The organism is Rhizobium sp. BK376 (genome assembly GCF_004341625.1).
Lineage (GTDB): Bacteria > Pseudomonadota > Alphaproteobacteria > Rhizobiales > Rhizobiaceae > Rhizobium.
The window spans coordinates 184,674-197,780 of the sequence record NZ_SLZG01000008.1 but is presented as its reverse complement, the minus strand read 5'-3'; the positions used below and the strand labels follow the sequence as shown (position 1 = coordinate 197,780).

Annotated in this window: 11 protein-coding genes and 1 riboswitch; of the genes, 4 read left to right on the top strand and 7 right to left on the bottom strand. The window is 60.0% G+C overall.

Annotated features, from left to right (window positions below):
- Positions 1 to 84 precede the first annotated feature (84 nt).
- Both EV561_RS20465 and EV561_RS20460 read right to left on the bottom strand, forming a co-directional pair.
- Complete coding sequence (locus tag EV561_RS20465; RefSeq protein ID WP_132524146.1) at positions 85 to 891, bottom strand: UDP-2,3-diacylglucosamine diphosphatase; 807 nt, start codon at positions 889 to 891, stop codon at positions 85 to 87.
- A gap of 122 nt (positions 892 to 1,013) precedes the next feature.
- Positions 1,014 to 1,769, bottom strand: a complete 756-nt coding sequence (locus EV561_RS20460; RefSeq protein ID WP_165927867.1) for a glycerophosphodiester phosphodiesterase family protein — start codon at positions 1,767 to 1,769, stop codon at positions 1,014 to 1,016.
- 212 nt (positions 1,770 to 1,981) lie between these two features.
- On the opposite strand from EV561_RS20460, the gene EV561_RS20455 reads away from it, so the two are divergent.
- The 4 genes from EV561_RS20455 to EV561_RS20440 all read left to right on the top strand — a co-directional run bounded on the left by EV561_RS20455 (position 1,982) and on the right by EV561_RS20440 (position 7,244).
- A complete protein-coding gene (locus tag EV561_RS20455) occupies positions 1,982 to 4,294 on the top strand; it encodes an NADP-dependent malic enzyme (protein ID WP_132524144.1) in 2,313 nt (770 codons plus the stop codon).
- Positions 4,295 to 4,461: 167 nt separating this feature from the next.
- Positions 4,462 to 5,193 carry a LuxR family transcriptional regulator gene (locus tag EV561_RS38420; RefSeq protein WP_132524143.1) on the top strand — a complete coding sequence of 244 codons (732 nt, stop codon included), beginning with the start codon at positions 4,462 to 4,464 and terminating at the stop codon, positions 5,191 to 5,193.
- A 109-nt stretch (positions 5,194 to 5,302) separates the two neighbouring features.
- Positions 5,303 to 5,947, top strand: coding sequence for an acyl-homoserine-lactone synthase (locus EV561_RS20445; RefSeq protein ID WP_132524142.1), 645 nt, complete (start codon positions 5,303 to 5,305; stop codon positions 5,945 to 5,947).
- 91 nt (positions 5,948 to 6,038) lie between these two features.
- The gene (locus EV561_RS20440; protein ID WP_132524141.1) at positions 6,039 to 7,244 is read left to right on the top strand and encodes a DUF2865 domain-containing protein; all 1,206 of its coding nucleotides are present in this window, start codon (positions 6,039 to 6,041) and stop codon (positions 7,242 to 7,244) included.
- Here the strand turns inward: EV561_RS20440 and bluB are convergent.
- The 5 genes from bluB to EV561_RS20415 all read right to left on the bottom strand — a co-directional run bounded on the left by bluB (position 7,204) and on the right by EV561_RS20415 (position 13,006).
- Positions 7,204 to 7,929, bottom strand: coding sequence for a 5,6-dimethylbenzimidazole synthase (bluB, locus tag EV561_RS20435; protein WP_132524140.1), 726 nt, complete (start codon positions 7,927 to 7,929; stop codon positions 7,204 to 7,206). The two genes, EV561_RS20440 and bluB, sit on opposite strands and share 41 nt — an antisense overlap.
- 42 nt (positions 7,930 to 7,971) lie before the next feature.
- A riboswitch (cobalamin riboswitch) is annotated at positions 7,972 to 8,185 on the bottom strand.
- A 40-nt stretch (positions 8,186 to 8,225) separates the two neighbouring features.
- Positions 8,226 to 9,962, bottom strand: coding sequence for an ankyrin repeat domain-containing protein (locus EV561_RS20430; protein WP_132524139.1), 1,737 nt, complete (start codon positions 9,960 to 9,962; stop codon positions 8,226 to 8,228).
- Positions 9,963 to 10,124: 162 nt separating this feature from the next.
- Entirely contained in the window at positions 10,125 to 10,955 is an 831-nt protein-coding gene (locus tag EV561_RS20425) for a TolB family protein (RefSeq protein WP_132524138.1), read from the bottom strand.
- 3 nt (positions 10,956 to 10,958) lie between these two features.
- Positions 10,959 to 11,327 (bottom strand): hypothetical protein, encoded by a 369-nt coding sequence (locus tag EV561_RS20420; RefSeq protein ID WP_132524137.1) that lies wholly within the window; start codon positions 11,325 to 11,327, stop codon positions 10,959 to 10,961.
- Entirely contained in the window at positions 11,324 to 13,006 is a 1,683-nt protein-coding gene (locus EV561_RS20415; protein ID WP_132524136.1) for an NAD+ synthase, read from the bottom strand. The genes EV561_RS20420 and EV561_RS20415 overlap by 4 nt, the downstream gene beginning before the upstream one ends.
- Positions 13,007 to 13,107: the final 101 nt, after the last annotated feature.

Sequence of the window (13,107 nt, the reverse complement as noted above, 5' to 3'; positions counted from 1 at the left end):
CGAGAAATAGCCGTACTGTAACGTTTCGGAAAAAATTATTGGTCTGTATTCTGGCTGCAACGTCGGCCGCGGCGCAACCGGATTTCAGGCTGCCTGAGCGCCCAATGCCTCGGTCATGTCCTCGACCGCTGTCACGGCAGGCTTTGCATCCAGGATTTCCCGCCAGGTGATGAGCTCGAAGCTGCCGTCCTCGTGTTCGGCAACCGCCGTGCAGCTCTCAACCCAGTCTCCCGTGTTGATATATTGTATGCCGTCCATCTCCTGGATCGTAGCGTGATGGATGTGACCACAGATCACGCCATCGGCATTATGCTTGCGGGCTTCTTCAGCCACGACGCGCTCGAATTCGCCGATGAAGTTGACGGCATGCTTGACCTGAAGCTTGGCCCAGGCCGAGAAGGACCAATAGTTGAATCCGAGGCGACGGCGTATTGCCGCAAGCCCGATATTGATCATGATCGCCATGTCATAGGCCCAGTCGCCGAGATAGGCGAGAAGGCGGGCGTTGCGCACCACGACATCGAACTCGTCGCCATGCAGGATGAGATATTTCTTGCCGTCGGCCGTTTCGTGCATGGCCCGCTCGGCAACTTCGATGCCGCCGAAATGCATGCCCGGGAAGTCGCGCAGGAACTCGTCGTGGTTGCCGGGAATATAGACGATGCGGGTGCCCTTACGCGCCTTGCGCAACAGCTTCTGTACCACGTCGTTGCAATCCTGCGGCCAATACCAGCTGCGCTTCAACCGCCAGCCGTCAACGATATCGCCGACGAGGAAAATGGTATCCGCTTCATGATACCGCAGAAAGTCCAGAAGGAAGTCCGTTTTGGCCGCCTTGGAGCCAAGATGCACATCGGAAATGAACAGCGTACGAAAGCGCCGAGTGTCCATTGTCTTCATCACAAACCTAATGTCCGTGCCCTGTTTCTATCCATCTTGCATTCGTCCTTCCAAAATCAGACTCGTGTTTCAGGAAGATGACAAAGCCTAGGACAACCTGCCGCAACGGGCGTTCAAGCCGGCCTTGCAGCGATAGCAAGGTCGGGTCGGTCGGTCGTGAAACTGGCCACGCCGAGCCGGAACATCGCCTGGGCGGCCTCGCGTGTATGCGCTGCCCAACCATGGACCGTGATGCCGTTTCCGCGCCAGAAATCCAGGACGGCGGCGCTGATCGTATCGGCCTTCAGCGCAATCTCTCTGATGTCGTAAGCATTGAGGCTGGCAAGCAGTCCCTTGCTGCCAAGCTGCGTCAGGAGGAGCGGCGAGCAGAGCCAGACGAGACCGAGAAGGTCCTCTCGCTTGCCGCCATGCATGCCGAGCGCCTCGACGAAAGCTTCCAGCCTGAACAGGCTGAAACTCGTGACCATCGATCGCTTCAGCATGCCGCTCAACATCAGCTCGGCGGCAATGCGGCTTTCCATTCCCTCATAGGCATTACCGTCGGCTTTGGTCTTGATCTCCAGCCGCAGGTCGACCTTCGACGGTTCAAAGATCGCGATTGTTTCCCCGAGCGTCGGTATGCGCTCGCCGCGCGTGCCGAGGATCACATGCCGCATCAGCTCGTCATAGGTCAGGTCGGCAATCGCGCCCTTGCCGTCAGTCATGCGGTCGATCGATGCGTCGTGATGAACGACCAGTCTGCTGTCGCGTGTTTGATGGACGTCGAATTCCACCATCTCCACCTCAAGCTTGGCGGTCTCCGCAAAAGCGAACTTGCTGTTCTCCGGCCATAGATGCGAGCCGCCGCGGTGAGATGCGATGTGGGTCATGTCGGTGTTCCTCTTGTTCTGCCGCTGCATAGGGCCTGCGCATAAACCGCGTATGACAAGGGTGCGGCGCAGCAGATTCAAAGTCCGTTTACGACGATAAGCCGCCGCGACAAAAAAGCTTTCCGCCTCCGCAATTGCTTACTGTTCGCCACGGACGATTGATGTATGCAGAGACTCCACAGAACCGATTTGGCCGCAGAATGGAGACGCGTATGACCACGCACGATGCACCGAAAGCGCAAAAGAACATGACGAGCGGCGATCTCGACGAACAGGCGCTTTTCTTTCATCGCTATCCGCGGCCCGGCAAGCTGGAAATCCAGGCAACGAAGCCGCTCGGCAACCAGCGTGACCTGGCGCTTGCCTATTCGCCCGGCGTCGCAGCACCCTGCCTTGCGATCCGCGACAATCCGGAAACCGCGGCGGACTACACGTCCCGCGCCAATCTCGTCGCCGTGATTTCAAATGGAACGGCCGTCCTCGGTCTCGGCAACATCGGTCCTCTCGCCTCCAAGCCGGTCATGGAGGGCAAAGCCGTCCTCTTCAAGAAGTTCGCCGGCATCGACGTCTTCGATATCGAAGTCGACGCTCCGAGCGTTGACGAGATGGTCAGCTCGATTTCGGCGCTGGAGCCGACATTCGGCGGCATCAATCTGGAAGACATCAAGGCGCCTGAGTGCTTCGAGGTGGAACGCCGCCTGCGCGAGAAAATGAAGATCCCGGTCTTCCACGACGACCAGCACGGCACTGCCATTATCGTCGCGGCCGCAATCCTCAACGGTCTCGAACTTGCCGGCAAGCGCATCGAGGACATCAAGATCGTTGCGTCGGGCGCCGGTGCTGCCGCACTCGCCTGTCTCAACCTGCTCGTCATCCTCGGCGCCAAGCGCGAGAACATCTGGGTCCATGACATCGAAGGCCTCGTCTACGAGGGCCGCGTCGAGCTGATGGACGAATGGAAATCTATCTACGCCCAGAAGAGCGACAAGCGCACGCTGGCTGATTCAATTGGCGGCGCCGATGTCTTCCTCGGCTTGTCTGCCGCTGGCGTCCTGAAGCCTGAACTCCTGGCGCAGATGGCCGAAAAGCCGCTGATCATGGCGCTCGCCAATCCGACGCCGGAAATCATGCCTGATCTCGCCCGTGCCGCCCGGCCCGACGCGATGATCTGCACCGGCCGTTCCGATTTCCCGAACCAGGTCAACAACGTCCTCTGCTTCCCCTATATCTTCCGTGGTGCGCTCGATTGCGGCGCCCGGACGATCAATGAGGAAATGAAGATGGCGGCGGTGCGCGCCATCGCGGCGCTCGCCCGCGAAGAAGTTTCCGATGTAGCGGCAAGAGCCTATTCGGACGAATCCCCGGTGTTCGGTCCGAACTACCTGATCCCCTCGCCCTTCGATCCGCGTCTCATCCTGCGTATCGCCCCGGCCGTCGCAAGGGCTGCCGCCGAGAGCGGCGTTGCTTCCCGACCGATCGAGGATTTCGACGCCTATCTCGACCAGTTGAACCGCTTCGTCTTCCGCTCCGGCTTCGTCATGAAGCCGATCTTCACGGCAGCCAAGATTGCCGATCGCAAACGCGTCATCTTCTCCGAAGGCGAAGACGAACGCGTGTTGCGCGCCGCCCAGATCCTGCTTGAGGAAGGCACGGCGAACCCGATCCTAATCGGCCGCCCGCAGGTCATCGAGACCCGCCTCAAGCGCTACGGCCTGAAAATCCGCCCGAATGTCGATTTTGCCGTCATCAACCCGGAAGACGACCCCCGCTTCCGCGAATATGTCGACCTCTATTTCTCGATCGTCGGCCGCAGCGGCGTCATCCCTGAAGCCGCCCGCACGATTGTCCGCACCAACGCGACCGTCATCGGCGCCCTGGCACTCCGGCGCGGCGAAGCAGACGCTCTGATCTGCGGTCTCGAGGGCCGATATGAACGGCATCTGCGCGTTGTACGGCAGATAATTGGCAAACGCCCGGATGTTCGCGACCTCTCGGCTCTTAGCCTGTTGATCTCCCATCGCGGCGCCACTTTCTATACCGACACCTACGTTACTTTTAACCCGTCAGCGGAGGAAGTGGCGCAATCGGCCATATTGGCGGCAGAGGAAATCAAGCGTTTCGGCATCACGCCGCGTGTCGCGCTTGTGTCCCATTCCAACTTCGGTTCGCGAGAATCCGAGAGCGCGACGAAAATGCGCAACGCCCTTCAGCTCGTTCGCGAAGCCGCTCCAGACCTGGAAGTTGACGGCGAAATGCATGGCGACAGCGCCATTTCCGAAAGCTTGCGCCGTCACGTCATGCCGAACAGCACGCTGTCCGACGAAGCGAACCTGTTGGTCTTCCCCAATCTTGATGCGGCCAACATCACGCTTGGCGTCGTCAAGACGATGATCGACGGTCTTCATGTCGGACCGATCCTTCTCGGAACGGCCATGCCGGCTCATATTCTTTCCCCGTCTGTCACGTCCCGCGGCGTGATGAACATGGCCGCGCTCGCCGTCGTCGAAGCGTCACAACCTGGTTGACGCAGAAATTACCGATTTGGGGCAGCCGTTTCATTTAGAAGCGGCCGCTTACCAATTGTTATTGTAGAGTGAGAGGAAAGTAACCCTAACTCATTTAATTTACTGGACATATCAGCCGTGGCTGGGCCAGACTTGTCACATGAGTTCGACAAGTATCAGGACCCAATATGCGCGCAGGCTATTTTGAACTGTTTGACTGGCTGGAACAAAGCAAGCCAGTACAGCCGCGTGAATTCTTTAATCGCTTGCGAATAGCCTACGGCATTACTCATCTGATCTATGTCGATGTTTTTTCTGCCTCGCGTTCGGCACAAGTCCATCGCCTGCATCACACGTTCTCCCGAGAACAGTCCGCAGCTCTTGCAAGCATCGGCAACGAAGTTCTACTTCCGGCATTGAAATTCGTGCTGTCCTCCGTCCGTCCGGTCGATCACGCCACCCTTCGCCAGCAGATACCGGCTGCCGATATTCTCTTCAAACAGGTCAGCGCCCTCGGCATACCGGCAGAGGGAATTTCATATCCCCTGTTGGCGCCAGAGGCTCGCGCAGCCGCCCTTGTGATCAGCATTCCGCTTGCCTCCGAGGAAATCCCGCTTTTCCTCAGAAGCTACGGTCGCGACATCCAGACGCTCGCAGCACTCTTCCACGCCTCGATGATCGAGGCGGAGCGACCGCCATCCATCAGCAAGGACGAACTCAGGCGGATCACGCCGCGCGAACGCGAGGTTCTGCGCTGGGCGGCCGCCGGCAAAAGCTACTGGGAGATCGCCATCATCCTCGGCATCACCGAGCGCACCGTCCGCTTTTTCATGAGCAATGCACGCCAGAAACTCGACGTCGTCTCGAACACCCAGGCTATTGCCGAAGCCGTCTGGCGCGGGCTGATCCCTCAATCCTGAGAGACCTAGTAGCAGCCCCTTACTCCTTTCTGCACTGTCACTAGCGCCAGTATAGCCGAGCCCTCACTTTTGCCAGTCTCCGGTCACCGAACCAAGAACGGAGACTGGCATGATTAAGCTCTTCAGCGGCACCACCCGCCATCATCATCTCACCGCGATGGACGAGATGTTCCGTCTGCGAAAGAAGGTCTTCCATGACCACCTGAAATGGGACGTCCTCGTCGACGGCGAATGGGAGATCGATCATTACGACCTGTCGAACCCGATCTACGTCCTCTCCTACTCGGACGAGACCGGCAAGCTGCGTGGCGCGCTCCGCCTGCTGCCGACGCTTGGACCGAACATGCTGGACGACACATTCCCCATCCTCCTCGGCAACACGCCCGAAATCCGCAACTCGATGATCTGGGAATCCAGCCGCTTCTGCATCGATCCCGAGATCTCGCAGGATCGCGCCTCGAACCAGGTGACCGTCGCGGCCGCCGAACTGATGTGCGGCGTCGGCGAGCTCGGACTTGCCTCGGGCCTCTCGCACATTGTCACCGTTACCGACGTCTTCCTGGAACGCATGTTCCGCCGTATGGGCTGCCCCGGCGAACGCATCGGCGAGCCGAAGAAGATCGGTTCGGTCTATGCGGTCGCGGTTTCCTGGGACGTGACGACCGATCTGCTTTATCGCATGAAACAGGTCGCGGAAATCGATGGCCCGGTCCTCGAGCAGGAAACGACCGTCGCGCTGGCTCGTGCCGCTTGATGTCACGTCAAATTCATCGCCGCGGTCACGGGAAATCGCGGCGATGGACCATTTCCACAGCATCTTGTTAATGCCGGATCCTGTATGATTGATGCTGTACATCGATCGACGGAATATCCTCGTCAGGGGCGGCATCATGGAACGCAGCCGGAAATTCTCCTTATTTTTTCTATTGCCCCTGATCGCAGCTACGCCGGTCGCCGCGCAGAACCAGTCGGTTTGCGACGAACTCCACGGACGGCTCGCCAACATCCCCGAGGTCGTCAGCACCTCGCATTCGGTTCGCAGATATTCAAACGCCATCGACGAGCAGACATCGGCGGTCCGCAGGCTTCAGGCGGAGATGCAGGATCGCGGCTGCCACTCCGGCAGTGGGGTAATTATCAACGGGCAGGACGCCGCCGTTTGCGATCAGCTCGAAACCTCGCTTGGCCGCCTGCAGGAAGACCTGCAATTTCTCATCGAGCGGCGTGACGAAAGCCAGCGCGCCGGCGGCTCAGACGATGTGTTGCGCGATCAGCTTGAAACGGCACTCCGGCAAAACGGATGCGAGGATTCCGCAGCGGCTAATCCCGATACGATCATAACCAATCGCCCCGAAGTGCCTGCGACACCAGAGCAGCAGGCGATGCGGACCGATACGTTCATCCAGCCGATGGATAGAAGCGGCGGCCCGCAGCCGGGCTATGACTATTACCAGGCCGCACCGATGAACTATCCCACCGGCGGTCCCTATGGCGCGGGCCTGCAGACGGTCTGCGTGCGGACCTGCGATGGCGGCTTCTTTCCGCTGACCACCAATGCCTCGCCGGTCAATTTTCAGCATGACGCGGAAACCTGCTCGCGCATGTGCCCCGGCGTTCCGACGGAACTTTATTTCCGCTATCTGCCGAACCAGGAATCCTCGGAAATGGTCTCTGCGGCAACAGGCGCGCCCTACAGCGCCATGCCTTACGCCTTTGCCTATCGCAAGCGCGCGCCCGGCGAGAAGTCGTCCTGCACCTGCGACATGTCGGCCTATTACGAAGAAATGCAGCGCGAGAAGGCCAGTATTCAGCCACAGAGCGTCCAGCCGCAGCCGGTCGCGCCCTATAGCTCGATCACAACGATAACCACTGCAAAGCCACCCTCACCCCAGCCGCAGACTGCAACGACGGCCCAGCCCGCGCCAGCCGACCGCCCTTACGATCCGACGGCCAGGAAGATCCGCCAGGTCGGCCCGCAATTCCTGTCGACGGATGAGGGAAAGATCGACCTCAAACATCCCCTGGCGCCTGGCCCCCAGCCGGAGCAATAGGGCCAACCTCACCCCAGCGGTCACTGAAGACGAGATCGTCAAGCGACAGCCGCTGTCGCCATCCCTTAACCGCCAGTTCCGGTTCACTGTAGAGCTCATCAACATAGCCGAGGCAGAGCCAGGCAACGATCTCGATTCTATCGGGAATGCCGAGCAGCAGCCTAATATCGGCATCATGGAAGATGCTGACCCAGCCCATGCCGACACCTTCGGCACGCGCGGCAAGCCACAGGTTCTGGATGGCGCAAACCGTGGAGTAGGAATCCATGCGCGGATTATGCGTGCGTCCAAGCACGACCGGCCCAGCCCGGTCAGGATCGCAGGTGACGCATATGCTGAGCGGCGCCTTGCGGATACCTTCAAGCTTCAGGGAACGATAGCTGGCGGCTCGCTCGCCCTCGAACATCTGTGCTGCTTCGTCATTGGCACGCCGGAACGCCTGCCACGCCGCCTCGCGAACCAAGGGATCGCGGACAAGCACGAAACTCCAGGGCTGCATGAAGCCGACGGACGGCGCGCTATGCGCGGCCCCGAGCAGACGCGCGATCAGTTCATCGGGCAGCGGATCGGGCAGAAACTGGTCGCGAACGTCCCGCCGTGTTTCGATGGCGCGGTAGACAGCTTCTCGTTCAGCCGCGGAAAATGCCTGTGAACGGACAAGAAAATCCTTCGGATCGGGTCGCATCGTCAAATCCCCAACAATGCCGACCTCACCGCCGTCCGCGCGGTTTGGCCTATCACGTCAGGCCGGTCTTCTGGCTTGGCTTCGATTGCCTCTCGCTACCTTCCCGGTTTAACAACCAGTGGCATCCATATGAAAGAACATTCGAAAATTCTTTCACGCGATAGACATCCGCCTCACAGCGTTGGGCACGCGCCGGATTTTGACCGGCTTCCCGATTCTCCCGCTTGGCACGGGCACCTGACGATCAAAGCTATGCGCGATCCGCCTGCCGAAAGCAAGCGGATCGCCGACGCCTCTCAACGAGAGGAAAGAGGCTTCCTGAACAGCCTCATGATTGCCTCATCGCCCGTCTCCCGCGCCAGATCGCCGTAGGAACGTCCCGAGGCATCCCGAATGGAGCGATCGGCGCCGCGGCCGACAAGGAGCGCCGCCGCATCGGCGCGATGATTGAGAATGGCAAAGCCCAGCGGCGTCAGCCAATCTCGGTCCGGGCTCGGCGCACCGGATCGTCGAAGGCTCTCAAAACGCCGGTCGAGCAACGATGGATCCGCGTCCAGCAATGCTTCCAGCTGCCCGATCTCACCAAAGGCGGCCGCCGCAAAGATATCGAGCGGCTGCGTCTTCAGGAACTCCACCATATCGGCATGGCCGTTATAGTCCGCCCAACCGATCGGCGGCGCGTGATAGTAGGGATCGCGGATCGTGGGATCGGCACCATGCTCGATCAGCAGTTTTACCATTTCGATGTGACCGTGGAGTGCTGCTTCATGCAGCGGCGTGCGGCTAGTCATCGCGTTCACATCCAAACCAAGCGCCAGCATCCGACGAACCGCCTCAAGGGCATTTTCGCCTGCGGCCTCATGCAGCATGGTTGGGTGCTTTCGCTGGACATCGGCGGGGCTGGTCTGCTGCGCCGCCATCATTCTCGGCAAATAATCGATTGGATGCTCGCTATTCATGATGGCGACATAGGCCCAATCCTCCGCCTTCAGACGAACCGCGACCGCTCCATGCTGCACGAGATAGGCCACCAACTCCTTCTCGTTGCCGAGCCGCGCCCACTCATAGGGCGTGCGCCCATTGACCGGCCGGTTGACGTCGGCGCCATGCTCGACCAATAGCCGCACCCGCTGCGGCATCCGCTTTTCCAGAGCCCAGGCGAGTTGATAGTCGAACACGGTCTGCGAATTCTCGACCAGCTTCCCATCTTCCCGCACGGACCAATTGTTCCGGTCGCTGGCGCTCAATCCATATTCGAGCAGCAGTTCGAGGCAGGAATTATCCGGCTCGAACATCCTGTTGTAGAGCGCCTGGCTGTCATTGACGTTCGCGCCGGCGTCAAGCAGCAGCCGCGCGAATGTCATATAGCCCGGATGTTCCGGCTGCCGGATTTTCCCAGCCTCTCCCTGCCCGAAGACGCCGGTCAACGCCGTGAAGCGATATTGGCCATTGTCGAGAAAGAGGGCATTCGGATCGGCTCCACGCGCGATCAGCAGTCGGCCGACGTCGAGAGTGGAATGGCCGGGAAGACGGGCATAGGCAGCATAAAGCAACGGCTGCCAATCGTAGGGACCGCCCTTTCGCTCGATCAATTGCGGCTGCCGGTCCAGCCAGCGGGCGACGCGTGCCGCATCGCCCATCGCTGCGGCAACATGGATGCTATCGTCGGCAATATCGGGATGCGCGTCAAGGAGCTCCACGGCCTCGTCGAAACGGGCGGGATCGGCGGGAATACGCGAGAAATAGGACACGGTCGCAAGCGACAGGAAGCGATTGGCAAGCTGATCCCTCGCCTCATCCCGGCTACCCGATCGCTCCAGATGGTCCTTGAGCTTGGTCCAGCTCGAGAACCCGTATTCGCGAGCCGTTACCAGCTGGATATCCTGCAGCCCGACTGCTGCAGCGTCAGCGAAATACGGCGTCACGCGCGCAAGCGCCGACGTATCGCCTGTTTGCACGGCTTTCAAAAAGGCTTTCGCCTGCTTTTTCACGGAATCGAGCGTGGCGTTCGCCGCCAGGGAGCGTGTGGTCACGGAGACCTCCTTTCATAACGTCCGGTATCCGCGCCCACAGACTGAAAAGAGGTGTGGCAGTCTAAAAATCATTCATCAGGTGGGCCTTGCCCTTCCCGCGGATCGGATGTGCCCTGCGAACGATCAAAAGCTATCGGCAAAAATCCGCGCTGTCCAGCGGCCTCAGGCCGCCGGCTCATAGCGAACGAAGGCGAATTCATCACCATCCGGTGACCAATTGGGCGAATTCATCGTGCCCTGGCCACCGAACAGATCGAACAGCGTTTCGACATTGCCGCCATCCGCATCCATCATGCGCACCCGAACGTTCAGGTCGCGCGGATGATCAAACACATCGGGGTCGTAGGAGATGAAGACGACTTTGTCGCCCCTGGGTGACGGATGCGGAAACCAGTCGCCGTAATTGCTGTCCGTTATCCGCTCGACGGCAGAACCGTCGGTCCTGACACGCCAGATCTGCATCAGGCCGGTGCGGCTGGAATTGAAATAGATCCACTGGCCGTCAGCCGAATAGTCCGGCCCGTCGTTGCGCCCTTCGCCAAATGTCAGCCGCCGTTCCTCGCCGCCTTCGATGGACATCGAATAGATATCGAAGACCTGGTCGCGAATGCCGCAATAGGCAAAGGATTGCCCGTCGGGCGACCAGCCATGCCAATAGGACGGAAGATTTCCCGTCATCAAGCGCGGTGCACCACCTTGCGACGGAAGTAGATAAATGCAGCTCTTGCCCAACTCGCATTTATCGGAAATGGCAATCAATGATCCATCCGGCGAAATGCCGTGATCATTGTTGCACAATCTCGCAAAACCGGTATCGACCTTCACCGGCTCCGCCCCACCCTCCAGCGCCAGGCGATAGATCAACCCTTCGCTGTTGAGCATGAGATAGCGGCCATCGGGCGACCAGTTCGGCGCCTCGAAAAGATCGGATGTCTGCCAGACAACCCGCGTCTCGCGTGTGCGGATATTGAAGATCTCGACCGAACTACGCATGGCTCAAACTTCCTCCTTGATCGGACGATCCTCGCCGGTCGGGCTGCTGATGGCATCCTGAAGCTTCGCAAAGACCGAATTGGCAAGCATCGCGTAACGCTGCTCACGAAACACGCCGGCGAGGCTCCAGAACAGGCTGATGACGAGCGTCACGAAAGCGACCCCGGTGATCTTCAGGCTCGCGTCCGAAATGCCGTATATGCCGAGAAAAATGGAGGGGGCGAAGAACACGCCGCTATTGACGAAGCGCATCCATCCGGAGCGGGCCCTCGGCTGGGCTGCCATCAATGCGATGTAGCGCCTCTCCTCCTTGGAAAACTGCGGAGCCGGCGCCGGTCGGCTGCCTGCCTGCCGGACGCCCTCCTCGCTCATGCTCGATCCCGGAACCGATTGGTGATCGGATAACGGCGATCCCGGCCGAAATTCTTCTTGGTGATCTTCACGCCCGGTGCCGACTGACGTCGCTTGTATTCCGCCAGATAGAGCAGATGCTCGACGCGATGAACCGTCGCCACATCGTGGCCTCGCGCGACGATCTCCTCGACCGCCATTTCCTTCTCGACAAGGCATTCGAGAATGTCGTCGAGGTCAGGATAGGGCGGCAGGGAATCCTGGTCCTTCTGGTCCGGACGTAGCTCTGCGGACGGCGCCTTGTCGATGATGTTCTGCGGAATGACTTCGCCCGAAGGCCCGAGCGCGCCCGGCGGCACATGCGCATTGCGCCAGCGCGACAGCGCATAGACCTGCATCTTGTAGAGGTCCTTGATCGGGTTGAAGCCGCCGTTCATGTCGCCGTAGAGCGTCGCGTAACCGACGGACATTTCGGACTTGTTGCCCGTGGTGACGACCATCGAGCCGAATTTGTTCGAGATCGCCATCAGGATCGTTCCGCGGGCCCGGCTCTGCAGGTTCTCCTCGGTAATGCCGCTATCCGTGCCCTCGAAGAGTTCCGAAAGCGCGGACGTGAAGCCCGTCACCGGCTCCTCGATCGGCACGATGTCGTAGCGGCAGCCCAGCGCCTTGGCGCAATCGGCCGCATCCTTCAGCGAATCCTCAGAGGTATATCGGTAAGGCAGCATGACGGTTCGCACCCGCTCCTCGCCGATCGCATCAACCGCGATCGCGGCGCAGATGGCCGAATCGATGCCGCCGGAAAGGCCAAGCACGACACTCTTGAAACCATTCTTGTTGACATAGTCCCTGAAGCCGAGCAGGCAGGCGCGATAATCCGCCTCCTCCTTCTCCGGGATATGCGACATCGGCCCCTCAGCGCAATGCCAGCCTGCATCGCCTCTCTTCCACGTCGTAACCGGAAGCGCTGCCTCGAACTGGCTCATCTGGAAAGCCAGCGACTTGTCGACGTTGAAGGCGAAACTTGCGCCGTCGAAAACCAGTTCGTCCTGGCCGCCGAGCTGCGCGGCGTAAATCATCGGCAACCCGGTCTCGATCACCTGCTTCAGGACCACCTGATGGCGGATATCGACCTTGCCGCGATAATAGGGAGAGCCGTTCGGAGAGAGCAGAATCTCCGCCCCGCTCTCGGCCAGGGTCTCGCAGACGCCGAGATCACCCCAGATGTCTTCGCAGATCGGAATGCCAAGCCGCACGCCGCGGAAATTCACGGGCCCCGGCATGAGACCCTGATCGAAGACGCGCTTCTCGTCGAATTCGCCATAGTTCGGCAGATCGACCTTGTCGCGGACCGCGATGACCTTTCCGCCATCAAGCACGGCAACGGAATTGTATCGTCCGCTCTCATCCTGCCGCGGGAATCCGATGATTACGCCCGGTCCGCCATCGGCCGTATCGGCTGCGAGGCTTTCCACAGCCCTCCAGCACGCGCGAATGAAAGCCGGCTTCAACACCAGATCTTCCGGCGGATAACCGGATATGAACAGCTCGGTGAAAAGAACGATATGCGCCCCTTCGCGAGCCGCGTCCGTGCGCGCCTCACGCGCTTTTGCGAGATTGCCGGCGACATCGCCGACCGTCGGATTGAGCTGCGCAACCGCGATGCGCATGGTGTGCGTGATGGAGGTTTGCTCTGTCATGCCATCCATTTAGCGTTCGCAGGGAAGCTCCGCAACTCGCTTCCGCACGCCCTTTCGTTTTCGGCGTTGCAATTTGCCGGCACAAAAGAATACTGACGCCC

What these genes read in the sequence shown, in the direction of transcription:
- EV561_RS20420 (WP_132524137.1), bottom strand. Translation starts at nt 11,327, where the DNA reads ATGAGCGAGGAGGGCGTCCGGCAGGCAGGCAGCCGACCGGCGCCGGCT.
- EV561_RS20465 (WP_132524146.1), bottom strand. Translation starts at nt 891, where the DNA reads ATGGACACTCGGCGCTTTCGTACGCTGTTCATTTCCGATGTGCATCTT.
- bluB (WP_132524140.1), bottom strand. Translation starts at nt 7,929, where the DNA reads ATGCGACCCGATCCGAAGGATTTTCTTGTCCGTTCACAGGCATTTTCC.
- EV561_RS20445 (WP_132524142.1), top strand. Translation starts at nt 5,303, where the DNA reads ATGATTAAGCTCTTCAGCGGCACCACCCGCCATCATCATCTCACCGCG.
- EV561_RS20460 (WP_165927867.1), bottom strand. Translation starts at nt 1,769, where the DNA reads ATGACCCACATCGCATCTCACCGCGGCGGCTCGCATCTATGGCCGGAG.
- EV561_RS20455 (WP_132524144.1), top strand. Translation starts at nt 1,982, where the DNA reads ATGACCACGCACGATGCACCGAAAGCGCAAAAGAACATGACGAGCGGC.
- EV561_RS20415 (WP_132524136.1), bottom strand. Translation starts at nt 13,006, where the DNA reads ATGACAGAGCAAACCTCCATCACGCACACCATGCGCATCGCGGTTGCG.
- EV561_RS38420 (WP_132524143.1), top strand. Translation starts at nt 4,462, where the DNA reads ATGCGCGCAGGCTATTTTGAACTGTTTGACTGGCTGGAACAAAGCAAG.
- EV561_RS20440 (WP_132524141.1), top strand. Translation starts at nt 6,039, where the DNA reads ATGCTGTACATCGATCGACGGAATATCCTCGTCAGGGGCGGCATCATG.
- EV561_RS20425 (WP_132524138.1), bottom strand. Translation starts at nt 10,955, where the DNA reads ATGCGTAGTTCGGTCGAGATCTTCAATATCCGCACACGCGAGACGCGG.